Source organism: Streptomyces sp. ICC4, from assembly GCF_003287915.1.
GTDB classification, from domain to species: domain Bacteria; phylum Actinomycetota; class Actinomycetes; order Streptomycetales; family Streptomycetaceae; genus Streptomyces; species Streptomyces tritrimontium.
In genome coordinates this window covers 681,908-704,005 of sequence record NZ_CP030286.1, presented here as the reverse complement: position 1 = coordinate 704,005, position 22,098 = coordinate 681,908, and the positions used below count along the sequence as shown (strand labels likewise).

The window sequence follows — 22,098 nt, the reverse complement described above, 5'->3', positions numbered from 1 at the left end:
AGAATGGCCGGGTGAACGTGCGACATGTACTGGTCCTGCCCGACCGCGACGCCGCCGAGGAGGTGGCGCGGGAGGCGGTCGACCGCTTCGGCCTCCCCGAGGAGCCCCAACTGGTCCGTGACGCCCTCGCCGGTGAGGACGACGCCGAGGACGCCCAGTGGCTGGTGGTCCTGGAGGACCCGCGCGAACGGCTCGACGCCACGGCCCTGGACGACCTCGCCGGCGAGTACGACGGCTGGCTCGAAGCCCCGTAGCCGCCCGCCGGGTCAGGCCTTGTGCACGATCTGGGCGTCCAGCGCCACTTCCACGCTCGATCCGATCGCCGCGATCCCGTGCGCCAGCATCGACTGCCAGTTCAGCGTGAAGTCCTCGCGGTGCAGCTCGGTGGTGGCCCGGCACGCCGACCGGGGCTCGCCCTCCAAGCCCGTGCCCAGGCCCAGGTACTGGGCGTCCAGGGTCACGGAGCGGCTGACCCCGTGCAGGGTGAGGGCGCCGGCCACGGACCACCGGCTGCCGCTGCGGTGGATGAACCGCTCGCTGTAGAACTCCACCGTCGGGTGGCGGGCAGCGTCCAGGAAGTCCGCGGAGCGCAGGTGGTCGTCCCGCATCCGCAGTCCCGTGTCGATGCTCGCCGCGTCGATGATCACGTGCATGGAGGAGTCCTCCATCCGGTCGGCTATCCGCACCGCGCCGGCGAAGGTGTTGAACCGGCCGTTGATCCGGGCGAAGCCGATGTGCCGGGCCGAGAACGCGATCGACGAGTGCGCCGGGTCGAGCTCCCAGTGGCCGGGCTGCGGCAGCAGCGGCGGCTCCACCGCGTCGAGGACGATCTCCCCCGTGCCGGGCTGCGCCGAGTCCCCCACCAGCGTCGCACCGTGGAAGGACGCGAAGCCCTCGGCCGTGACGGAAAGCCGGTACTCGCCCGCCGGCACGGCCACCGTGAACCCTCCGTACGGGTCGGTCTCCCCGCTGACGATCCGCCGGCCGATCGGGTCGGTCACCTCGAACTTGGCCTGCCGGACGGGCTGGTGGACCGTGTCGAGGACCCGGCAGCTGAGCAGCCGCGCCGTATGAGGAAGCGTCAGTGTCGCGGAGGTCCGGGGACTGGCGCTCGTGGCCGTCCCCGTCCCCCGTCTGCGACTGAACATGGTTCGTGCACCCCCGTGCTGTGTGGACTTGGACCGCTCTGGCGGAAACGCATTCGATCACGCTGTCGGGTTGGGGGCAAACAGAGTGGTCACGCCCGGTATGCCCGCGCCGGGTCCGTCGCCGGATGGCCGGGAATGCCCGCAGTCCCGAGCCGCTGCCCGCCACGGCGACCGAACCGTCCTCGTCCGTGCGCAGCACGGCCGCCCCCAGCGCCCGCAGCCGCGCGAGCGTACCGGCCGCCGGGTGGCCGTACCGGTTGCCCCCGCCGACCGGGACGATCGCCAGGCGGGGCCGGATCCGCTCGTGGAGGCCGGGGTCCTGGTGGGCGCTGCCGTGGTGGGCGACCTTCAGGACATCGACCGGCGCCAGTTCCGGATGGCTCGTCAACAGCGCCTGCTGCGCCTCTGGTTCGAGGTCGCCGAGCATCAGGACGCTCAGGCCGCCCGTGCGCACCAACAGGGCCACGCTCGCGTCGTTCGGCCCCTCCGGGGGCGGGTGCCCGGCCGGTGGCCACAGCACCCGCCATTCCACCGGACCGGACCGGCGCCGCTCCCCCTCCACGGCGGTGACGACGGGAATCCCGGCGGCCGCCGCCGTCCGCCGCACGAACCGCGCCTGCCCGGCGGGCTCTTGCAGCCCGGTGACTTGCACCACACCCACCGAGCGGCCCCTCAGCACCCCCACCAGCCCGCCCACGTGGTCGGTGTGAAAGTGCGTCAGCACGAGCATCGGCACCCGCTTCACCCCCAGTGCGCGCAGGCACGCGTCCACCGGACCCGGCTCGGGGCCCGCGTCCACCACCACGGCCGTGCCCGGGGCGACGGCGAGCACGGCGGCGTCCCCCTGGCCGACCGCGCACTGCGCGTAGCTCCAGCCCGGCGGCGGCCAGCCCTTGACCGTACGGGTCAACAGCGGCGGCCTCAGCACCGCGAGGAGCAGCGCCGCGGCCACGGCGCAGACGACCCACCGACTGCGGCGCCGGCGGCCGAACCGGATGCCGAGCCCCACCAGGGCCAGGGTGACGGCGGCGAGCAGGAACCCCCCGCCCACCCCGCCGGGCCAGCCCAGCTCCGCCCCGGGCAGCCTCGCGCCGCCCCGGGCCACGGCGGCGATCCACCCGGCCGGCACCCCCGCGCACCAGGCGAGGAGCTCGGCCGCCGGCCGGTACAGCGGGGCCGCCGCCAGTGCGGCGAACCCCAGGACCGTCGCGGGGCCCGCGGCCAGTTCGGCCAGCAGATTGCACGGCACCGCCACCAGGCTCACCCGGGCCGACAGGACGGCCACGACGGGCGCGCACACCGCCTGGGCGGCCGCGGCGGCCGCCAGCGCCTCCGCCGGGCGCGGACGTACCCCGCGCCCGCGCAGGGCCGCGCTCCACCGGGGGGCGAGGGTCAGCAGGGCTCCGGTGGCCAGGACCGAGAGGAGGAATCCGGGGCTGCGGGCCAGCCACGGGTCGTAGAGCACGAGCAGCAGGACGGCCGCGGCCAGCGCCGGGATGAGGGATCTGCGCCGCCCGGTGGCGATGGCCAGCAGGGTGACCGCCCCGCAGGCCGCCGCCCGCAGCACGCTCGGCTCGGGCCGGCACACCACCACGAAGGCCAGAGTGAGCGCCGCCCCGCCCAGGGCGGTCGCCCGCAGCGAGAGCCCGAGGCGCGGTGCCAGGCCGCCCCGCTCCGCCTGCTGCGCCCGGGCCGGGGACCCGATGAGCAGGAAGAGCACCACGGTCAGGTTGGAGCCCGAGACGGCCAGCAGGTGCAGCAGGTCGGTGGCCCGGAACGCCTCGTACAGGTCGGGCTCCACGCGGGAGGTGTCCCCGACGACCAGCCCCGGCAGCAGCGCCCTGGCGTCCGGCGCCAGCCCGTCGGTGACCTCGCGCAGCCCGGCCCGCAGCTGCCCTGCGATCCGCTGCGCGGTGTCCGGACCCCCGGTCACCCTCGGCGGGGTGTCCCCGGCCGGGCGGAGCAGGGCGATCGCCCGCTCCCCGCCGCGGGCCGGGGCCAGCCGGACGACCGCCTCGACCCGGGTCGAGGGCTGCAGCCGGGTCCATCCCGGATGTCCCGCCAGCACCCGCACGGGGGTCTCGACCCGCGTCCGCACGCCGTCGGGCGCGGTCACCCGGGTCACCACCGCGTCGAGTACCGCCACGGGCGGCCCGCTCCCGCTCCGGGCGGCCCGCGGATCGGATCCGACGGTGAGCTCGACGAGTACGCGGGCGTGCTCCCGGGCCAGCTCCTCGACCGGCCCCGCTCGCGCCTCGGCCCGCTGGAGCCCCGCCACCCCGGCCGCGGCGGCCGCGCAGAGCAGGGCGGCCGCCGCGGCCGCCACGGCCTTCCTGGACGGCTCGGGGCGCCGACGTCCGGCCAGCACCAGCAGCCCGGCTCCGAACGCCCCCAGGGCCGCCGCGGACAGGCTCCGGGCGGCCGGTGCGCCGAGGGCGACGGCGGCCGCCGCCCAGGCAACCGCCGCGGGCCCGGCCAGGCGCAGATCCGCAGGGCGCGGATCCGCAGGGCGCGCGTCCGCCACGTCACGGACGGGCCGGTCCGGCTCCGCTCCCCCGGCCCGGCTCACGGCCGCACCAGCTTCCGCAGGTCGGCGAAGCGCCGCTCGCCGATCCCGTTGACCTGCCGGAGCTCTTCGACCGTGCGGAAACCCCCGCGAGCCGTGCGGAAGTCCACGATGTGCTGCGCGAGGACCGGCCCGACCCCCGGCAGGCCGTCCAACTGCTCGGCCGTCGCCGTGCCGAGGCTCAGCGGCCCGGCGGGCGGGCCGCCCCCGCCCGCCGGCGGCGGCGCCGGGGCCCCGACCAGCACCTGCTCGCCGTCCGTCAGGACCCGGGCCCGGTTGAGCGCGGTGGTGTCCGTCCCGGGCCGCACGCCCCCGGCGGCGACCAGGGCGTCCTCCACCCGCGAACCCGCGGGCAGTCTGCGCACCCCCGGATCCCGGACCTTGCCGCTGACGTCGACCAGGATCGGCCCGGACCCCCCGCCGGCGGAGGCGGGCAGGGCGGCCGCGGCCGGCGCGGGCACGGGCGACACCAGGGCCGGAGCGGTCACCGGCCTCGGCCTGGCCGACCAGTACTGCTGTCCCGCGAACCCGACCGCCAGGGCCAGCACGACCGAGACGGCCACCACCGTGCGCGGCTCCACCCCGCAGCGGGCCTGCAGCCACAGCGGCAGCCGCTCCCGCACCGCGAGCCGCCCCGCGACCCCGGCGGGCAGCACCTCCTCCCCGGCCAAGGGCACGGCCGCAGGCGGAGGCACGGGCGGAGGCGGCACAGGCGGAGGCAGGTCCACAGCCACCGGCGGAGCCGGGAAGGGGGGCGACGGCAACGGTGACGGCACCGCCCGGCCGGCGCCGAGCAGCGCCTCGGCCCTGCGGCGCACGGCCGCCGGCTCGGAACCACCGGCGGGCGGGCGCCGTCGGTGACGCAGACGGCTGTCGGAGAGCCGGGAACGGCCGGGGCCGCCACCGGCGCCGGCGGGACGCGGAGTACGACTGCGAGTGTGAATACGAGCGCGAAGAGTCATGCCACGACCGTAGGACCGCAGCCGGAACGCCGTTCGGAACCTTCAATTCCGGTGGATGACGGACCCGTTGTGGATAACTCCGTCACCCGAACCGGTGATCAGCGCGGGGAGACGACCGCCGCCAGCAGCCCCGGCCCGGTGTGCGCGCCGATCACCGCACCGACCTCGCTGACGTGCAGCTCGACCAGCCCCGGGATCCGCTCCCGGAGCCGCTGCGCGAGCTTCTCCGCACGCTCCGGGGCCGCCAGGTGGTGCACGGCCACGTCGACGGCGCCGGACCCGGCGCGCTCCACGGCGAGCTCTTCCAGCCGCGCGATGGCCTTGGACGCCGTCCGCACCTTCTCCAGCATCTCGATCCGCCCGCCGTCCAGCGTCAGCAGCGGCTTGACCGCGAGCGCCGAACCGAGCAGGGCCTGCGCGGCGCCGATCCGCCCGCCGCGGCGGAGGTAGTCGAGGGTGTCGACGTAGAAGTACGCGGACATCCCGGCGGCCCGCTTCTCGGCGGCCGCGACGGCCTCGTCCACGGATCCGCCGGCCTCGGCCACCTCGGCGGCGGCCAGGGCGCAGAAGCCGAGGGCCATCGCGACCATGCCGGTGTCCACGACGCGGACCGGCACCGGGGCGGTCTTCGCGGCGAGCACGGCGGCGTCGTAGGTGCCGGAGAACTCGGCGGACAGGTGCAGGCTGACGATGCCGGTCGCACCGGCATCGGCGGCCGCCCGGTAGGCCCGGACGAAGTCCTCGGGGCTGGGGCGGGAGGTGGTGACCGAGCGGCGCTTCTGCAGCGCCAGGGCGAGGCTCCGGGCCGAGATCTCCGTGCCCTCTTCGAGGGCCTCGCCGCCGAGGACCACGGTCAGCGGGACGGAGGTGATTCCGTGCCGCGACATGGCCGGTTGGGGCAGGTAGGCCGTGGAATCGGTGACGATCGCGACATGGCGGGACATGAGGCGGAGGTTACCGGGAGCCGGGGTGTTCCGGCAGCCCGGGCCCTCCTCGGGGGCCCCGGCCGCCGGTCCGGGGGTCAGGTCGTCGTCTCCGGGCGGGGCGACTTCTGCCAGGGGTACTGCGGTGCCGCGACGGGCTGCGCCAGCGCCGCCGGGGGCGTCACGGGCGTCTGCGGGGCGCCCCAGGAGCCGGTCGCAGGGGCAGCGGGGGAAGCCTGCGGGGACCCCGGGAACGCGAGGTCGTCGATCGACTCGCGGGACCAGTCCCGCAGGGCTCCCGACTCGACCTCGATCTGGTCCGACAGCGCGGACAGATCGTCCGCGGCGAAGCGGCGGGCACGGTCGCGCGCCGCCCAGCGCAGCGAGTCGGACGCCTCCGTGATCTTCGCCGTGCGCTCCCGCAGGTCCGGCAGGCTCGCCTCCGTGCGCTTGCGGTCCGGCTCGGCCTCCAGCCGCTTCAGCTCGTCGTCCAGCTCGTGCCCGTGGGCGCTCAGCCGCTCGAACAGCCCCAGCGACTCCTTGAGGGAGGCATCCGTCTGGACCCCTTGGTACAGCGCCTGCTGCGTGGCCCGCATCGACGTCCGCAGGTCCAGCCGCAGCTGCGCCAGCGCCCCCGCGACTCCCACCTGGCCGAAGCTGCGCGCCCTCAGGGTGGTGTCCTCCACGGTGCGGCGGGCCTGGGTGATGGTCCGGTCCACGCCGCGCTTGGCGGCTCCGACCACCTTCACCGTCGCATAGACACCGAGCCCCAAGAAGGCGAACAGCAGCACCAGGGCCACGATGATAAAGACCGCCTCCATGAGGTTCCCTTCCCCAGCCGATTGCTCCCTTCCACCGTAAACGCCACGGGCAGGCCGCGGGTTCCCATCGAACCCCCAACCTGCCCGTACGGGAATACCCTTAGACGCGTCAGACGACGATGTTCACCAGCTTCGGCGCGCGCACGATCACCTTGCGGATCTCGGCACCGCCCAGCGCCGCCACGACCGCCGCGTCACCCAGCGCCAGCTGCTCCAGGTCCGCGTCGGAGATCGTCGGCGACACCTCCAGGCGGGCCTTGACCTTGCCCTTGATCTGGACGACGCACGTGACGCTCTCGTCCACGACGTACGCCGGGTCCGCGACCGGGAAGTCCTGGTGGACGACCGACTCGCCGTGGCCCAGGCGCTGCCACAGCTCCTCCGCGATGTGCGGCGCCAGCGGGGCGACCAGCAGCACCAGCCGCTCCGCGACCGAGCGCTCCAGCGGCCGGCCCGCCTTCGTCAGGGCGTTGTTCAGCTCGGTGATCTTCGCGATGGCCGTGTTGAAGCGCAGCCCCGCCAGATCGCCGCCGACCCCGTCGATGGCCTTGTGCAGCGCGCGCAGGGTGTCCTCGCCGGGCTCGGCGTCGACGACCGTCACCACGCCTGTCTCCTCGTCCACCACGTTGCGCCACAGGCGCTGCAGCAGCCGGTACTGGCCGACGACGGCGCGCGTGTCCCACGGGCGCGAGACGTCCAGCGGGCCCATCGCCATCTCGTACAGGCGCAGGGTGTCCGCGCCGTACTCCGCGCACATCTCGTCCGGCGTGACGGCGTTCTTCAGGGACTTGCCCATCTTGCCGTGCTCGCGCTTGACGGGTTCTCCCTGGTGGAAGTAGCCGCCGTCGCGCTCCTCAACCTCGGCCGCCGGGACGTACACGCCGCGCGCGTCCGTGTACGCGTACGCCTGGATCATGCCCTGGTTGAACAGCTTGTGGAACGGCTCCACCGACGAGACGTGCCCCAGGTCGAACAGGACCTTGGACCAGAACCGCGCGTACAGCAGGTGCAGCACGGCGTGCTCGGCGCCGCCCACGTACAGGTCGACGCCGCCGTGCGGCTGGCCCTCGCGCGGACCCATCCAGTACTGCTCGATCTGCGGGTCCACCAGGGCCGACGCGTTGTTCGGGTCCAGGTAGCGCAGCTCGTACCAGCAGGAACCGGCCCAGTTCGGCATGGTGTTGGTCTCGCGCCGGTACGGGCGCACGCCCCGCCCGTCGCCCAGGTCCAGCTCGACGTTGACCCAGTCCGCGTTCCGCGACAGCGGGGTCTCGGGCTTGGAGGCGGCGTCGTCGGGCTCGAAGGTGCGCGGCGAGTAGTCCTCGACCTCCGGCAGCTCCAGCGGCAGCATCGACGCGGGCAGGGAGTGCGCGACGCCGTCCTCGTCGTAGACGATCGGGAAGGGCTCGCCCCAGTAGCGCTGGCGGCTGAACAGCCAGTCGCGCAGCCGGAAGTTGACGGTCCCCTCGCCGATGCCGCGCTCGGCCAGCCAGTCGGTGATCGCGGCCTTCGCCTCGACGACGCCCAGGCCGTCCAGCGAGACGCCCTCGCCCGTGGAGTTGACGATCGTGCCGTCGTAGGAGGAGAACGCGTCGTCCCACTCGGCCGGGTCGGCGTCGCGGTCGTCCGTGGGCCGGACGACGCAGCGCACCGGCAGCTCGAAGGCGCGCGCGAACTCGAAGTCGCGGCTGTCGTGCGCCGGTACGGCCATGATCGCGCCGGTGCCGTAGCCCATCAGCACGTAGTCCGCGATGAAGACCGGGACCAGGTCGCCGCTGACCGGGTTCGTCGCGTAGGCGCCGGTGAAGACGCCGGTCTTGTCCTTGGCCTCGGCCTGCCGCTCGACGTCGGACTTCGAGGCTGCCTGCTTGCGGTACGCGTCCACGGCCTCGGCGGGGGTCGCGTTGCCGCCGGTCCACAGCTGGTGGGTGCCCTCGGGCCACTCGGCCGGGACGATCTTCGAGACCAGCTCGTGCTCGGGCGCCAGCACCATGTAGGTGGCGCCGAACAGCGTGTCGGGGCGCGTGGTGAACACGGTGATGGCGTCGCCGCCGACCGCGAAGTCGACGCGGGCGCCCTCGCTGCGGCCGATCCAGTTCCGCTGCTGCAGCTTGATGGCCTCGGGCCAGTCCAGCGCGTCCAGGTCGTCGATCAGGCGGTCGGCGTAGGCCGTGATCCGCATGTTCCACTGGCTCAGCTTGGACTTGAAGACGGGGAAGTTGCCGCGCTCGGACCGGTTGTCGGCGGTGACCTCCTCGTTGGCCAGCACGGTGCCCAGCCCGGGGCACCAGTTGACGGGCGCGTCGGAGGAGTACGCCAGCCGGTGCTCGTTCAGTACGTCGGCCCGCTCGCCCGCGTCCAGCGCGGCCCAGGAGACGCCGCCGGGCAGCTCGCGCGAGCCGTCCTCGAAGGCGGCGACCAGCTCGGCGATCGGGCGGGCCCTCTTCGCCTCGGCGTCGTACCAGGAGTTGTAGATCTGCAGGAAGATCCACTGCGTCCACTTGTAGTAGTCCGGGTCGATCGTGGCGAACGAGCGGCGCTTGTCGTGGCCCAGGCCCAGCCGGCGCAGCTGGACCTTCATGTTCTCGATGTTCGCCTCGGTCGACACGCGCGGGTGCGTTCCGGTCTGCACGGCGTACTGCTCGGCCGGCAGGCCGAAGGCGTCGAAGCCCAGGGTGTGCAGGACGTTGTGGCCGGTCATCCGCTGGTGGCGGGCGTAGACGTCGGTGGCGATGTACCCCAGCGGGTGGCCGACGTGCAGGCCCGCGCCCGAGGGGTACGGGAACATGTCCATGATGAACTTCTTGGGCCGCGCCACGACCGCCGCTGCCTGTGAAGACTCGGCACCGGCCAGGTCACCGGTCGGGTTCGGGGCCTCGTAGGTGCCCTGGGCGTCCCATACGTCCTGCCAGCGTGCCTCGATGTCGGCGGCCATGGCAGCCGTGTAGCGGTGCGCCTCGGCCGCCTCGGGGGCCGGGGTGTTCGTCTCGCTCATGATTTCTGAAGCTCCATCGATCGTCTCTGCCGTCTCTGCCTGCCCAAACGAAAAAACCCCTCGCACAGGAGGGGGCGCCGCGCCGAGGCCGACCGTCTCGTGGGGTCGGTGCTGTTCAGCGCGGCTCGGTAAGCAGGAGGCGTACGGCACGCATGGCGCCAGGGTACCGCAGCGGCCCGCGCGGACGCCGCGTCCTTCCGGTCCGCGGACGCACGACGAGAAGCGGGCCACCCGATCCGGGTGGCCCGCTTCTTCACTGTGGAGCTATGGAGAATTGAACTCCAGACCTCCTGCATGCCATGCAGGCGCTCTACCAACTGAGCTATAGCCCCTTGTCTTGCCTGCCGCTTCGCTCTCCGTTTCCGGTTCCCCTTGGCGACGTCCCAAACATTACACGGTCATGGCCCTGGTCCAAAAATCGGTTTCCGCCGACCTGGGGCCATGCCCGTTTTGACCCATATCGTCAGGCACGGGCGAACTGGTAGAAGCGCTTCAGCGTGCAGTGCTCATCGAGCAGCCGGCCGTAGATCGGCTCGCCCTCCAGCTCGCGGTAGGTCTCGATCGGGTCGCCTTTTATGATCAGCGCCCGCGCGCATTCCTCGCACCAGTACTGGTAGTCGGGGTTGATCGGCTCCATGTCCCGCACGATCGGCGTGCCGTTGTTGCACCAGTCGCACCGCCGCCGGTGTGCACCCATCCGTCAGCGACTCCCTCCCGCGTCGGACCGTCGTCGTCCCCCTCCGGCCGTCCGATTCTGCCATGCCGGTGCGCGCCTGGGCAGCTGGGGACAAAAGCAAAGATCCCGCCCCCTGTTGGGGACGGGATCTTGATTGTGGAGCTATGGAGAATTGAACTCCAGACCTCCTGCATGCCATGCAGGCGCTCTACCAACTGAGCTATAGCCCCGCTCTCCGCGAACGCTCCCCCCGTTTCCGGTGTTCTGCGCTGCGAACAAGAAGAACTCTAGCCTGTGACCAGCCGGAAAGTGAAATCCGGGTGGCAGCGGGGCGGAAGCCACCCCGGGACGATGTCAGTCGTCGTCGCCGAGCACCGGTTCCGGCAACGTGCCGGCGTTGTGCTCCATCAGACGCCAGCCGCGCGCGCCCTCACCGAGGACGGACCAGCAGCAGTTGGAGAGCCCGCCCAGGCCCTCCCAGTAGTACGAGTCCAGGCCCAGCAGGCGGCCGATCGTCGTACGGATCGTGCCGCCGTGGCTGACCACGACGAGCGTGCCGCCCACGGGCAGCCGGCCGGCGTGTTCCAGCACCACCGGCGCGGCCCGGTCGGCGACCTCGGTCTCCAGCTCACCGCCGCCGCGGCGGACCGCCTCGCCGCGCTTCCACGCCGCGTACTGCTCGCCGTACTTCTCGAGGATCTCGTTGTGCGTGAGGCCCTGCCACTCGCCGGCGTACGTCTCGCGCAGCGCCTCGTCGTGCGTCACGGGCAGGCCGGTGACGGCCGCCAGCTCGGCGGCCGTGGCCGCGGCCCGCTGGAGGTCCGAGGCGACGATGGCATCGGGGCTCAGGGACGCGAGCAGCCGGGCGGCGCGGCGCGCCTGCGCCACACCGTCCTCGGTCAGCTCGATGTCCGTCGAGCCCTGGAAGCGGCGCTCCAGATTCCACGAGGTCTGGCCGTGCCGCCAGAGGACGATCTTCCGGCCGGTCCCGCCCGGAGTGGTCGTACCGTCGAGGTTCGTGCCGTGGTGGGTGGTGCTCAGAACAGATCACCGTCCAGTTCGTCGTCGCCCTGCGTCGCGCGCAGCTGGGCGTGCTCCTCGGCCTTGCCCTTGGTGAGCTTGGCGTCCTCGGGGAGGTCGATCTCGGGGCAGTCCTTCCACAGGCGCTCCAGCGCGTAGAAGACGCGCTCCTCGCTGTGCTGCACGTGGACGACGATGTCGATGTAGTCGAGCAGGATCCAGCGGGCGTCGCGGTCGCCCTCGCGGCGAACCGGCTTCGCGCCGAGTTCCTTGAGCAGACGCTCCTCGATCTCGTCCACGATCGACTTGACCTGGCGGTCGTTGGGCGCCGAGGCGAGCAGGAAGGCGTCGGTGATCGACAGCACGTCGCTGACGTCGTACGCGATGATGTCGTGCGCGAGCCGGTCGGCCGCGGCCTGGGCGGCGGCGGTGATGAGCTCGATGGAGCGGTCCGTGGCGGTCACTGGCCATGCTTTCGGGTTGGCGGGCAGATCCTTACAAGGGTCTCATGTACCGCCGTCACCGCCCGCGCGCAGCGACCCGCGCGGGCGGAAGCGCACCTCACAGGCGCGGCAGCAGAAGGCTCAGGACGGTTTGTAATCCTTGCCCAGGGTCACCACGACGTCCGCGTTGACCGCGTTCTCGGCCTTCTTCACGACCGTCTCGGGCAGCCCCAGCGTCTTGGCGACCTCGATCGCCTTGTCCCGCTGGGCGTCGTCCTGGTAAGTGATCTGCGACCCGGGCGCGGGCTTGTCGGACTTGCCGCCGTCCACCAGGGTGTAGCCGCCGTTGACCAGGGCCGCCTTCGCCGCCGTCTGGCTCTTCTCGTCGCCGCTGGCGTCCTTCAGGCCCACCCTGGGGGCCGCGCCGGGCTGGGAATCCGTGGCCGAGCCGCCGAGGACCTCCTTGACGACCTTCTTGTTGGCGTCGTCCGTGAGGCCGCCGTCGGGCTTCAGGGCGAGGACATCGGTGCGGTAGGCGCCCACCTTGGCGTGCTCCCCGAGCTTGGACAGCAGCGCGCCGAGGCTCTGCGCGTTCAGCGCCGGGTCCAGGATCTGGCCGGTGGTCTCGACGGTCATGGCCGCCGACTTCGGATCGCCGGGCACCTTGCGCAGCAGGGCGAACAGGACCTTGCCGAAGCGGTCCAGCTGCTTGGCCTCGGGCTCGCCCGGGGCCCGGTACGTGGCGTACGCGACGGCCATGGCACCGCTGAGGCTCTGCTTCTGGCCCTGGCCGACGGCGGGGGCCTTCACCGAGTCGTCCGCCGGGACCGCCGCGTCGGTGTCGACCTCGATGCCGCCGACCAGCTCCACGAAGTTTTCCAGGAAGGGGGTGTCCAGGCGCCAGGTGCCGCCGATGTGGGTGCCGAGGACCGAGTCGAGGGACTCCCGTACGCCCAGGCCACCGCCCTCGACGGCCTTGCCCAGCTGGGTGCCGGTGCCGTCGTCCTTGGTGACGTTCAGCCCGTTCGGCACCAGCACGGTGGCGCCCTGCTTGGTGGTGACGTTGTCGACGAGCAGCGCCGTGGAGGTGCCGCCCTTCTTGGTGTTGTGCAGGTGGACGACGATCATGTCGCGCTTCTGCGGACCGCTGGCGGCCGCGCCGCCCGATCCCTTGCCGGGACCCTCCAGGAACGGCAGCTTGCCCGCGTACCAGAGGTACCCCAGGCCGCAGGCGACGAAGACGGCCAGCACCACGATCAGCGCGACCACGCGGTTGCGGCCGCGCCGGCGGGCTTCCTCGCGGCGCTCGGTGCGGCTCTCGGTGAAGGCGAGCCAGTCGATGACGTCCTCGGACTCCTCGTCCTGCTGGTCGAGGAAGGCGAACTGCTCGGTGCGGTACGAGGGCCCCTGCCCGGCCGGACCCTCCGCCCGGCGGGGCTCCGGGACCTGCGCGGCGGCCGGCCGGAACTCCGGCTCGGGTGCGGGCGCGGGAGCCGGTGCCGGCTCACGGGCCGGCGCCTCCGGGGCGGACTGCTGCGGGATCCACTGCTGGGTGGCCTGGGTGTCGTACCCGTAGGGCTGGGCCGGGGGGTACTCCTGCTGCTGCGGCTGCTGCGCGTAGTACTGCTGCGGCTGCTGCGGCTGCTGCGGCTGCTGCGGCTGGCGGCCGTAGGCCTGGTGGTCGTAGCCGTACTGCTGCTCGTACGGGGACTGCTCGTACTGGGGCTGGTCGTACTGGGGCTGCTCGTACTGCTGCTGCGGCTGCGGCTCGTACTGCTGCGACTGCTGCTCGTACCGCTGCTGCTCGTACGGAGGGGCGGGGGCGGGCTGCGCGGGCACCTGGCCGTACACCGGCCGCCCGTACGCGTCGTAGCCGACGAGCTGCTGCTCCTGGCTCGCGTACGGGTCGTACGGCTCCTGTCGGTCGTTCACCGCGGGGCCCCTCTCTCCGGAAGCTCAGGCTCCCCGGTACAGCTCACGCTTGTCGATGTAGCGGACCACGCCGTCGGGCACCAAGTACCAGACAGGATCCCCCTTGGCGACGCGTGCGCGGCAGTCCGTGGACGAAATGGCCAGCGCGGGCACCTCGACGAGGGAGACACCGCCCTCGGGCAGGCCGTCGTCGGTGAGGACGTGGCCGGGCCGGGTGACGCCGATGAAGTGGGCGAGGGCGAAGAGCTCGTCGGCGTTCCGCCAGGTCAGGATCTGGGCGAGGGCGTCGGCGCCGGTGATGAAGAACAGGTCGGCGTCGTCGTTGAGCGCGCTCAGGTCCCGCAGGGTGTCGATGGTGTACGTCGGTCCGCCGCGGTCGATGTCGATCCGGCTCACCGAGAACTGCGGGTTCGAGGCGGTCGCGATGACCGTCATCAGATACCGGTCCTCGGCCGACGACACGGCGCGCTGCGACTTCTGCCACGGCTCACCGGTCGGTACGAACATCACCTCGTCGAGGTGGAACAGTGCGGCCACCTCGCTGGCGGCCACCAGGTGTCCGTGGTGGATCGGATCGAACGTCCCGCCCATCACGCCGAGCCGGCGCTTGACCGGGCCGGTAGGCACTTCCTGCTCTCCCATGAGCGCAGAGCCTACTGGCCCGGTGGCGCGGCGGGGACCCGCCTCCGGGCGCGTGCGCGGTGCGCGGGATTCAGCGGTCGCGGTTCAGGCGCGTGGTGACCCACAGCAGCAGCAGGAGGATGGCGAAGGCTGCGCCGCCGGTCAGGTACGGGTTGAGGCTGTCGTGGTTGCCGCCGTGCTGCTCGGCGCCCTCCGAGGCGAGGACGACCAGGGTGTGGGCGGTGGAGGCGAGGCTCATCAGGCAGGTACCTATCGAGTCGGGGAGCGGGCGGAGACTTCGCTCACATCGTATGCGGGGGCCTGGGGCACGCTCACGCCGACTCAGGCGTTGGAGAGGATAGACGGACCGACAGACGGACGGACCAACGGGGAGGGCGCTATGACGGGGACGGGCTTCGAGAAGGCACCGGCACGGGACCGCAGGAGGTTTCCCGGTATTTCCTCACGGGCGTACGAGCATCCGGCGGACCGCTCGGCGCTGGTGGCCCTGCGCAAGCTGACCGGCTTCGACACGGTCTTCAAGGCGCTGAGCGGGCTGCTGCCGGAGCGCAGTCTGCGACTGCTCTTCCTGTCGGACTCCGTCCGGGTGGGCGAGACGCAGTTCCCGCACCTGCACGCGATGCTCCTCGACGCCTGCTACATCCTGGACCTGGAGAAGGTCCCGCAGATGTACGTGCAGCAGGACCCCAAGCCGAACGCCATGTGCATCGGGCTGGACGAGCCGATCATCGTGGTCACCACCGCCCTCGTCGAGCTGCTCGACGAGGAGGAGATGCGGGCGGTGGTGGGCCACGAGGTGGGCCACGCCCTGTCGGGGCACGCCGTGTACCGCACGATCCTGCTCTTCCTGACGACCCTCGCGCTCAAGATCGCGTGGATCCCGCTGGGCAATGTGGCGATCATGGCGCTCGTGACCGCGCTGCGCGAGTGGTTCCGCAAGTCGGAGCTTTCGGCGGACCGGGCGGGTCTGCTGGTGGGACAGGACGTGCACGCCTCGATGCGCGGACTGATGAAGCTCGCGGGCGGCAACCACCTCCACGAGATGAACGTCGACGCGTTCCTCGCCCAGGCCGACGAGTACGAGAAGAGCGGCGACCTGCGCGACTCCGTGCTGAAGATCCTCAATGTGCTGCCCCGGACGCACCCCTTCACGACGGTGCGGGCGGCCGAGCTGAAGAAGTGGTCGCAGAACCGGGACTACCAGCGGATCATGGACGGCCACTATCCGCGGCGCGAGGAGGACAAGGACACCTCGGTGACCGACTCCTTCCGGCAGTCCGCCTCGCACTACGCCGACTCGGTGCGCACCAGCAAGGACCCGCTGATGAAGCTGGTCGGCGACCTCGCCGGCGGCACCGCGGACCTGGGCGGCAAGCTCCGGGACAAGTTCACGGGAGCGGGCGCGGGCTCGAGCGCGGGCTCCGGCGCGGGCTCGGGCTCGGCCGGCAGCGGGGACAAGGGCACGGACAGGGACCGGGACCGGGACAACGACGGGAACGGGGACGCCGGCCGGGGCGGGGCTACGGGGCAGGGCTGACGCCCTGCTCCGGGGAGGCCGTCGGCGCCATGACCCCGCACAGCCCGGCCGAGCGCCGCGGCTGCCCGCTGGCGTACGGATCGCTCGCGGCCGGGCCGACGGTGGTCGGCCCGGCGCCGGCCGGCAGCGGGCGGAAGCCCGCAGCCGGGTCGGCGGAGCAGTCCTGCGGTCCGGCCATGACGTAGGCCGTGACCAGCTCCGCCCGCCGGGCCGTGAGGTCGTCGCGGTCGAAGCGCAGTTTCAGCTCACGCCGGACGGTGAAGAGCGAGGAGCCGTCCGCGGCGGCCGGCAGGCCGGTGGCCGGGCGCACGGCGTAGACGAAGGTGTGGTCGGTGGTCACTTCCAGCACGTTCGGGCCTGCCTCGTGGAAGGCGAGCACTCCGCTGACCCGGACCCTGGTGTCGGCCACGACCGCGACGGCGGGGTCGAAGCGGACCAGCCAGCCCGTGACGGCGTGCCGCCCGTCACCGGACGGCGCGAGCACGCTCTGGTCGAACTGCGTCAGCTGGGCGGGATCGAGCAGGACCCGCACCGGCCGGGAGGCCGTCGCGGACAGCACGTCGGGGTCCAGTGAGGACTGCACCAGGTAGTCCTTGGCGATGGTCAGCGCGGCGAGCACCTGGCTGTCGGTGAAGTGGTGGGTGCGGCGCACGGCGGGCAGGTTGATCCCGGCCGCCCCGACGCGGTAGTGCGCTGCCGGGCTCTTCGCGTACAGGTCGGCGGGCCGGCCGCCCGGTACGGGTTCGGTGGGCGCGAGCGGGACGACGGTGCTGCTGAGCGCCTCCGCCGGGCCTTCGGCGGGTGGCACGTAGGGGTTGCGCAGCCCCATGTAGACGGCGGCGGCGAGCGCCAGGGTGATGCACAGCACGATGACGCGGCCCTGCCGGGCCGCCGACGCGCCGCCGCGCGGTCCGGCGGCACCCGCGCCCGACCAGAACGACCGGCTGCGTACGGCGCGGGCGTGCTCGCCCATGCGTTCCTGCGCCGAGAACTCCTGGAGCCGGGCAGCCCGGACGAAGTCGTCGTCGAACACGACCGATCGGTACTCGTCCGACCGGAAGTCGTCGTCGCCCCCTTCGGTGCCTCCGGGGGTGCCGTTGGTGCCGCTGGGTGGATCTCCTGACACGGCCATCGCTTCTCCCCGCTGTCCCCGCTTCAGAGAAGCCCCCGGCTCCGGCGAAAGGGAGCGGGGTCTACCTTCAGGGTTGGCGGCCGACGCGGTCCATAAACTTGCCCGCACCGGCGACTTCGCCCATCGGGGTGCTGGCGGGCGCCGGAGCGGGTTCGGCGTCGCTCGCGGCGCTGCGGTAGACGGCGCTGAAGGCGAGCGCGATCATGCCGAGGCCCATCACGAAGGCGAGGATCCAGGCGACCGGGCGCAGCCAGGGCGAGCGTCCCCGGTAGGGGCGCAGGCTGCCGCCGTACGCGCCGTAGGGGCCGTCCGGGTACCCGAAGCCGTGGCCGTGGTCCCAGCCCGAGTCGTCGGACCGGTGGCCGTCGGGAGGGGAGTACGCGTACGCGTCGTAGTCCTCGTCGCCCGTCCAGCCGCCGGCGAAGGCGGCGCGGGCGGCCTCGGCCGCCTCGGCGCGCGCCCGGTCGCCGGCCCGCTGGCGCTCCGCGGCGCTCGGTTCACGGATCTCGGCGTTCCGGACGAAGTCCTCGTCGAACACCACGGAGGCGAAGTCCTTGTCCGCGCCTCCGCGGTCGTCGTCGGGCTCCCCGTCGTCCGGGAACGGTTTGCCCCCCACGTCGTCCGGCACGGGACCAGCGTAGACCTGAGGGACACCTTTGGGCAGGGTGTGCGCCGAAATCCGGCCACACGGTGTTCAGGGGTCGGTTACCGTACGTGACCGTCGCCGGTGACGATGTACTTGGTCGAGGTGAGCTCCGGAAGCCCCATGGGGCCCCGGGCGTGCAGCTTCTGGGTGGAGATGCCGATCTCCGCACCGAAGCCGAACTGACCACCGTCCGTGAACCGGGTGGAGGCGTTCACGGCAACCGTCGTCGAGTCGACCAGCTGGGTGAAGCGGCGCGCGGCGGCCTGCGAGGTGGTGACGATCGCCTCGGTGTGGCCGGAGGTCCAGCGGCGGATGTGGGCGACGGCGTCGTCGAGGGAGTCGACGACCCCGGCGGCGATGTCGTAGGAGAGGTACTCGGCGGCCCAGTCCTCGTCGGTGGCGGGGAGCGCGGTGACCTTGGTGCCTTCGGCGTACGAGAGCACCTCGCCGTCGCCGTGGACGGTCACGCCGGCTTCGGCGAGTGCGTCCAGGGCCAGCGGCAGGAAGGCGGCGGCGATGTCCCGGTGGACGAGGAGGGTCTCGGCCGAGTTGCAGACCGAGGGCCGCTGGGCCTTGGAGTTGATCAGGATGTCCACGGCCATGGCCAGGTCGGCCTGGGCGTCCACGTAGACGTGGCAGTTGCCGGTACCGGTCTCGATGACCGGGACGATGGACTCCTCGACCACGGTCTTGATGAGGGAGGCGCCGCCGCGCGGGATGAGCACGTCGACGAGGCCGCGGGCGCGCATCAGCTCGCGGACGGAGTCGCGGGACTCACCGGGGACGAGCTGGATCGCGTCGGCGGGCAGACCGGCCCCGGAGATGGCGTCCCGCAGGATGCCGACGAGGGCCGTGTTGGAGGCGTAGGCGGAGGAGGAGCCGCGCAGCAGGACGGCGTTGCCGGACTTCAGGCAGAGGGCGGCGGCGTCGACGGTGACGTTGGGGCGTGCCTCGTAGATGATGCCGACGACGCCGAGCGGGACACGGATCTGGCGCAGGTCGATGCCGTTGGGGAGGGTGGAGCCGCGGACGACCTCGCCGACGGGGTCGGGCAGTGCCGCGACGTCGCGCACGTCGGAGGCGATGGCCTTGACGCGCTCGGGGGTGAGGGTCAGGCGGTCGATGACGGTCTCGCTCGTCCCGGCCTCGCGGGCCTTGGCCGTGTCGACGGCGTTGGCCTCGACGATCTCGGCGGTACGGGCCTCCAGCGCGTCGGCGATGGCCAGCAGGGCGGTGTCCTTGGCGGACCGCGGGAGCGGGGCGATGGCCGCGGCGGCGGTGCGGGCGGCTTGCGCGGTGGCGATCACGGGCGAGGTGGTGGCATCGAGCGAGGTCATGCGGCCAGGGTAATCCCCGCCCCGGCCGGGCCGGATGGGGTTCCACCCCCCGAGACGGCCGCCTCCTTGGCACACCGCCCCCGGCGCCGGGCGCGTCAGTAGGGGTGCACGCCCACCGGGTGGGCCGGGGGCGGGCCGTAGCCCTCGGCGACGCGCTGGTGGTAGGTGGCCCGGTCGATGACCTCCAGGCCGACGATCTCCCAGGGCGGCAGCTTCGCCGAGGAGCGGTGCTCGCCCCACAGCCGCAGAGCGACGGCCGCCGCGTCGTGGAGGTCGCGGGCCTCCTCCCAGTAGCGGATTTCCGCGTGGTCGTCGGCGTACCGGCTGGTCAGCAGGAAGGGGTGGTCGTGGGCGAGCTGCTCCAGCCCGCGTCGGACCTCGCACAGCGGCGCCGGCTTCCCGGAGACGCTCAGGGTGATGTGCCACAGACGGGAGGAGTCCCGGTCCTCCCCGCTCCCGCCGATGTCACCGTCCCCGGTGCCGACGCTGGTCAGCGCTCGTCTCACCAGCCGCCTCCTCGTCCCGCGCCATTGCCTGTCCGCCCCTCACAGTTGACCAGTCCTCGGCCCACCGCGCGGCGGTTTTGCCGAACCTCAGCCCTGCAGCAGGACCAGATCGTCCCGGTGGACGACCTCCCGCTCGTACTCGGGTCCGAGTTCGCGCGCGAGCTCGCGCGTGGAGCGGCCGAGGAGCCGCGGAAGCTCCTTGGCGTCGAAGTTGACGAGGCCGCGGGCGACGGCCCGGCCGTCGGTCGAGCGCAGTTCGACGGGGTCGCCGGCGACGAAGTCGCCCTCGACCGAGGCGATGCCCGCGGGCAGCAGCGAGCTGCCGCGCTCGGTGACCGCGCGGACGGCTCCGTCGTCCAGGACGAGGTGCCCCTGCGGGGTCGACGCGTGCTGGAGCCAGAGCAGCCGGTCGGTGGACCGGCGCCCGGTGGAGTGGAACAGGGTGCCCGTCTCCCGCCCGGCCAGGGCGTCCGCGGCCTGGCTGGCCGAGGTCAGGACGACGGGGATGCCGGCCGCCGCGGCGATCCGCGCGGCCTCGACCTTGGTGGCCATGCCGCCGGTGCCGACACCCGCCTTGCCGACGCTGCCGATGGTGACGTGGGCGATGTCCTCGGGGCCGCGCACCTCGTCGATGCGGCTGGTGCCGGGCTGGGCCGGGTCCCCGTCGTAGAGGCCGTCCACGTCCGAGAGGAGCACGAGGAGGTCGGCGCGGACGAGGTGGGCCACGAGCGCGGCGAGGCGGTCGTTGTCGCCGAAGCGGATCTCGTCGGTGGCGACGGTGTCGTTCTCGTTGACGACGGGCAGGGCGCCCATGGCCAGGAGCTGGTCCAGGGTCCGGTAGGCGTTGCGGTAGTGCGCGCGCCGGCTGGTGTCGTCGGTGGTGAGCAGCACCTGGCCGACGCGGATCCCGTACCGGGCGAAGGAGGCGGTGTACCGGGCGACGAGCAGGCCCTGCCCGACGCTGGCGGCGGCCTGCTGGCGGGCCAGGTCCGTGGGGCGGCGGTGCAGGCCGAGCGGGGAGAGCCCGGCGGCGATGGCTCCGCTGGAGACCAGGACGATCTCCTTCTCGCCGCCGCCGCGCGCCTTGGCCAGTACGTCGACCAGGGCGTCCACCCGGTCGGCGTCGAGTCCGCCGGTGGCCGTGGTCAGGGAGGAGGATCCGACCTTGACCACGATCCTGCGCGCGTCGAGCACACCCTGCCTAGCCGCTGACACGTCTGTCCCCTTGCCCCTCGCCTTGCCCGACCCTGCCCGCTCAATCTACGGGGTGGCCGGGCGGGGCCGCCCTCCGGTTTCAGACCGTGGACGGCTTGCGGGCCTGCTCCGCTTCCCCGGCCTGGTCCCCGGTGCCCGGGATGAGGATCTTGCGGGACAGGACGAAGGTGAACGGGATGGCCAGGACCGCGGCGACCAGCGGCGCGATCTTGGTGTTCATGCCCGCCCAGGTCACCAGGGCGTACAGGCCGGCGGACTGGATCACGTAGTTCGTGATGTTGGTCAGCGGGAAGAGCAGGAACTTCTTCCAGGTCGGCCGGGTGCGGTAGGTGAAGTAGGTGTTCATGAAGAACGAGCCGACCATCGCCAGCACGAAGGCGAGGGTGTAGGCGGCGAAGTACGGCATGAACGGGTGCAGGATCAGGTACAGCACGAAGAAGGTGCCGGTGTTGACCCCGCCGACCAGCGCGAACCGGAAGATCTGGCCGAGCTGCGTCCTGCGGTCCGGCTTGGCCGGGTCGCGGGGGGTGTCGCGGGGGGTTTCGGGCTTGTTCCGCATCAGCTGCTGCGCTCCGCGATCACGCTCTCGGGCACCGCGGTGCCGCTGGTCTTCCGGATGTCCTCGGCGGCCCGCACGTCGCGGGGCAGGGGCTCCGTGCCGTGCGACTCCTTGACGAGGAAGTGCGGCCGGCGCTTGGTCTCGTAGTAGATGCGGCCGATGTACTCGCCGATCAGCCCCAGCATGATCATCTGAACGCCGCCGAGGCCGACGATGATCGCGACGAGGGTGACGTAGCCCGGGGAGGTCACGCCCTGGGTCATCGCGATGACCGCGATCGACAGGGCGTACAGCGCCGTCAGGGCCACCAGCGAGACGCCCGCCCAGATGGCGATGCGCAGCGGCCGGTTGTTGAACGAGATCAGCCCGTCCATGCCGTAGTTCACCAGGGAGCCGAACTTCCACTTCGTCTCGCCGGCCTCGCGCTGCGCGTTGCGGTAGTCGAAGTGGACGGTGTCGAAACCGATCCAGGAGAAGAGGCCCTTGGAGAAGCGGTTGTACTCGGGCAGCGACAGCAGGGCGTCCACGGCCGGGCGCGACAGCAGCCGGAAGTCGCCGACGCCGTCGGTGAGCTCCACGTCGACCCACCGGTTGATGCCCCGGTAGTAGAGGCGGCTCAGCGCGGTGCGGACCTTCTTGTCGCCCTCGCGCGTGCGGCGGGCGATGATCTGGTCGTGTCCCAGCCGGTAGTAGTCGAGCATGGTGGCGATGAGCTCCGGCGGGTGCTGGAGGTCCGCGTCCATGATGACCACCGCGTCGCCGGTCGCCTCGCGCAGGCCGGCGAGCATGCCGGCCTCCTTGCCGAAGTTCCGGCTGAAGGAGACGTAGCGGGTCTGGTCGGCGTACTGGGCCGCGATCTTGCGGAGCTTGCCGAGGGTGCCGTCGCGGCTGCCGTCGTCGACGTAGCAGACCTCGTACTCGACGGGGAGGGCGTCCAGGACCTTGCGGATCTCCGTGTCGAAGCTGTCGATGACGGCTTCCTCGTTGTAGCAAGGGACTACTACGGACAGCTTCATGAACACTTCCTGCGGGTCCGAA

Annotated in this window: 20 protein-coding genes, 2 tRNA genes and 1 pseudogene; 2 read left to right on the top strand and 21 right to left on the bottom strand. The window is 72.5% G+C overall.

The genetic code is table 11. The features are described 5' to 3' along the window. The first annotated feature begins 11 nt into the window (after positions 1 to 11). Positions 12 to 254, top strand: coding sequence for a hypothetical protein (locus DRB89_RS03295; protein WP_112449263.1), 243 nt, complete (start codon positions 12 to 14; stop codon positions 252 to 254). A gap of 12 nt (positions 255 to 266) precedes the next feature. Here DRB89_RS03295 and DRB89_RS03290 read toward each other — a convergent pair whose 3' ends face one another. The 14 genes and pseudogenes from DRB89_RS03290 to DRB89_RS43610 form a co-directional block, all read right to left on the bottom strand. Further along, positions 267 to 1,148 (bottom strand): YceI family protein, encoded by an 882-nt coding sequence (locus DRB89_RS03290; protein WP_112449262.1) that lies wholly within the window; start codon positions 1,146 to 1,148, stop codon positions 267 to 269. A 136-nt stretch (positions 1,149 to 1,284) separates the two neighbouring features. Continuing rightward, positions 1,285 to 3,672, bottom strand: a pseudogene (locus DRB89_RS03285) (ComEC/Rec2 family competence protein); the annotation flags it as partial. 41 nt (positions 3,673 to 3,713) lie between these two features. Next, the gene (locus tag DRB89_RS03280; protein ID WP_112446593.1) at positions 3,714 to 4,676 is read right to left on the bottom strand and encodes a ComEA family DNA-binding protein; all 963 of its coding nucleotides are present in this window, start codon (positions 4,674 to 4,676) and stop codon (positions 3,714 to 3,716) included. A 98-nt stretch (positions 4,677 to 4,774) separates the two neighbouring features. Further along, complete coding sequence (locus DRB89_RS03275) at positions 4,775 to 5,620, bottom strand: DegV family protein (protein ID WP_112446592.1); 846 nt, start codon at positions 5,618 to 5,620, stop codon at positions 4,775 to 4,777. Positions 5,621 to 5,697: 77 nt separating this feature from the next. Continuing rightward, positions 5,698 to 6,420 (bottom strand): hypothetical protein, encoded by a 723-nt coding sequence (locus tag DRB89_RS03270; RefSeq protein WP_112446591.1) that lies wholly within the window; start codon positions 6,418 to 6,420, stop codon positions 5,698 to 5,700. 109 nt (positions 6,421 to 6,529) lie between these two features. Then, positions 6,530 to 9,415: a leucine--tRNA ligase gene (gene leuS, locus DRB89_RS03265; protein WP_112446590.1), complete on the bottom strand. Its 2,886-nt coding sequence runs from the start codon at positions 9,413 to 9,415 to the stop codon at positions 6,530 to 6,532. Between the two features lie 259 nt (positions 9,416 to 9,674). Next, positions 9,675 to 9,747: transfer RNA gene (locus tag DRB89_RS03260), tRNA-Ala, on the bottom strand. A gap of 131 nt (positions 9,748 to 9,878) precedes the next feature. Beyond that, positions 9,879 to 10,112 carry a hypothetical protein gene (locus DRB89_RS03255; protein ID WP_112446589.1) on the bottom strand — a complete coding sequence of 78 codons (234 nt, stop codon included), beginning with the start codon at positions 10,110 to 10,112 and terminating at the stop codon, positions 9,879 to 9,881. Positions 10,113 to 10,248: 136 nt separating this feature from the next. Then, positions 10,249 to 10,321 (bottom strand) — tRNA-Ala (locus tag DRB89_RS03250). Between the two features lie 124 nt (positions 10,322 to 10,445). Then, entirely contained in the window at positions 10,446 to 11,132 is a 687-nt protein-coding gene (locus tag DRB89_RS03245) for a histidine phosphatase family protein (RefSeq protein WP_112446588.1), read from the bottom strand. Further along, positions 11,129 to 11,575 (bottom strand): ribosome silencing factor, encoded by a 447-nt coding sequence (gene rsfS / locus DRB89_RS03240; protein WP_112446587.1) that lies wholly within the window; start codon positions 11,573 to 11,575, stop codon positions 11,129 to 11,131. The genes DRB89_RS03245 and rsfS overlap by 4 nt, the downstream gene beginning before the upstream one ends. Before the next feature lie 120 nt (positions 11,576 to 11,695). After that, entirely contained in the window at positions 11,696 to 13,486 is a 1,791-nt protein-coding gene (locus DRB89_RS03235) for an LCP family protein (RefSeq protein ID WP_112446586.1), read from the bottom strand. A 24-nt stretch (positions 13,487 to 13,510) separates the two neighbouring features. Then, positions 13,511 to 14,128, bottom strand: a complete 618-nt coding sequence (nadD, locus tag DRB89_RS03230) for a nicotinate-nucleotide adenylyltransferase (protein ID WP_112446585.1) — start codon at positions 14,126 to 14,128, stop codon at positions 13,511 to 13,513. A 70-nt stretch (positions 14,129 to 14,198) separates the two neighbouring features. Beyond that, positions 14,199 to 14,366: a hypothetical protein gene (locus tag DRB89_RS43610; protein ID WP_204357619.1), complete on the bottom strand. Its 168-nt coding sequence runs from the start codon at positions 14,364 to 14,366 to the stop codon at positions 14,199 to 14,201. A gap of 141 nt (positions 14,367 to 14,507) precedes the next feature. Between DRB89_RS43610 and DRB89_RS03225 the strand changes: the two genes are divergently transcribed. After that, positions 14,508 to 15,665, top strand: a complete 1,158-nt coding sequence (locus DRB89_RS03225; protein ID WP_112446584.1) for a M48 family metallopeptidase — start codon at positions 14,508 to 14,510, stop codon at positions 15,663 to 15,665. Here DRB89_RS03225 and DRB89_RS03220 read toward each other — a convergent pair. From DRB89_RS03220 to DRB89_RS03190, 7 genes are all read right to left on the bottom strand, one after another. After that, complete coding sequence (locus DRB89_RS03220) at positions 15,649 to 16,797, bottom strand: hypothetical protein (RefSeq protein WP_112446583.1); 1,149 nt, start codon at positions 16,795 to 16,797, stop codon at positions 15,649 to 15,651. The two genes, DRB89_RS03225 and DRB89_RS03220, sit on opposite strands and share 17 nt — an antisense overlap. A 67-nt stretch (positions 16,798 to 16,864) precedes the next feature. Next, the gene (locus DRB89_RS03215; RefSeq protein ID WP_112446582.1) at positions 16,865 to 17,425 is read right to left on the bottom strand and encodes a hypothetical protein; all 561 of its coding nucleotides are present in this window, start codon (positions 17,423 to 17,425) and stop codon (positions 16,865 to 16,867) included. Positions 17,426 to 17,502: 77 nt separating this feature from the next. After that, positions 17,503 to 18,780, bottom strand: coding sequence for a glutamate-5-semialdehyde dehydrogenase (locus DRB89_RS03210; RefSeq protein ID WP_112446581.1), 1,278 nt, complete (start codon positions 18,778 to 18,780; stop codon positions 17,503 to 17,505). Positions 18,781 to 18,875: 95 nt separating this feature from the next. Next, a complete protein-coding gene (locus DRB89_RS03205) occupies positions 18,876 to 19,274 on the bottom strand; it encodes a hypothetical protein (RefSeq protein ID WP_239516728.1) in 399 nt (132 codons plus the stop codon). A gap of 99 nt (positions 19,275 to 19,373) precedes the next feature. Beyond that, the gene (gene proB / locus DRB89_RS03200) at positions 19,374 to 20,501 is read right to left on the bottom strand and encodes a glutamate 5-kinase (protein ID WP_204357618.1); all 1,128 of its coding nucleotides are present in this window, start codon (positions 20,499 to 20,501) and stop codon (positions 19,374 to 19,376) included. Positions 20,502 to 20,580: 79 nt separating this feature from the next. Continuing rightward, positions 20,581 to 21,060: a GtrA family protein gene (locus DRB89_RS03195; protein WP_112446578.1), complete on the bottom strand. Its 480-nt coding sequence runs from the start codon at positions 21,058 to 21,060 to the stop codon at positions 20,581 to 20,583. After that, positions 21,060 to 22,076, bottom strand: a complete 1,017-nt coding sequence (locus tag DRB89_RS03190) for a glycosyltransferase family 2 protein (RefSeq protein WP_239515992.1) — start codon at positions 22,074 to 22,076, stop codon at positions 21,060 to 21,062. The genes DRB89_RS03195 and DRB89_RS03190 overlap by 1 nt, the downstream gene beginning before the upstream one ends. Positions 22,077 to 22,098 lie beyond the last annotated feature (22 nt).

Bases quoted from the DNA above. Each gene is read 5' to 3' on its own strand.
- nadD (WP_112446585.1), bottom strand. From the start codon at position 14,128: ATGGGAGAGCAGGAAGTGCCTACCGGCCCGGTCAAGCGCCGGCTCGGC.
- DRB89_RS03225 (WP_112446584.1), top strand. From the start codon at position 14,508: ATGACGGGGACGGGCTTCGAGAAGGCACCGGCACGGGACCGCAGGAGG.
- DRB89_RS03290 (WP_112449262.1), bottom strand. From the start codon at position 1,148: ATGTTCAGTCGCAGACGGGGGACGGGGACGGCCACGAGCGCCAGTCCC.
- DRB89_RS03255 (WP_112446589.1), bottom strand. From the start codon at position 10,112: ATGGGTGCACACCGGCGGCGGTGCGACTGGTGCAACAACGGCACGCCG.
- DRB89_RS03190 (WP_239515992.1), bottom strand. From the start codon at position 22,076: ATGAAGCTGTCCGTAGTAGTCCCTTGCTACAACGAGGAAGCCGTCATC.
- DRB89_RS43610 (WP_204357619.1), bottom strand. From the start codon at position 14,366: ATGAGCCTCGCCTCCACCGCCCACACCCTGGTCGTCCTCGCCTCGGAG.
- DRB89_RS03210 (WP_112446581.1), bottom strand. From the start codon at position 18,780: ATGACCTCGCTCGATGCCACCACCTCGCCCGTGATCGCCACCGCGCAA.
- DRB89_RS03195 (WP_112446578.1), bottom strand. From the start codon at position 21,060: ATGCGGAACAAGCCCGAAACCCCCCGCGACACCCCCCGCGACCCGGCC.
- DRB89_RS03280 (WP_112446593.1), bottom strand. From the start codon at position 4,676: ATGACTCTTCGCGCTCGTATTCACACTCGCAGTCGTACTCCGCGTCCC.
- DRB89_RS03275 (WP_112446592.1), bottom strand. From the start codon at position 5,620: ATGTCCCGCCATGTCGCGATCGTCACCGATTCCACGGCCTACCTGCCC.
- DRB89_RS03270 (WP_112446591.1), bottom strand. From the start codon at position 6,420: ATGGAGGCGGTCTTTATCATCGTGGCCCTGGTGCTGCTGTTCGCCTTC.
- DRB89_RS03220 (WP_112446583.1), bottom strand. From the start codon at position 16,797: ATGGCCGTGTCAGGAGATCCACCCAGCGGCACCAACGGCACCCCCGGA.
- leuS (WP_112446590.1), bottom strand. From the start codon at position 9,415: ATGAGCGAGACGAACACCCCGGCCCCCGAGGCGGCCGAGGCGCACCGC.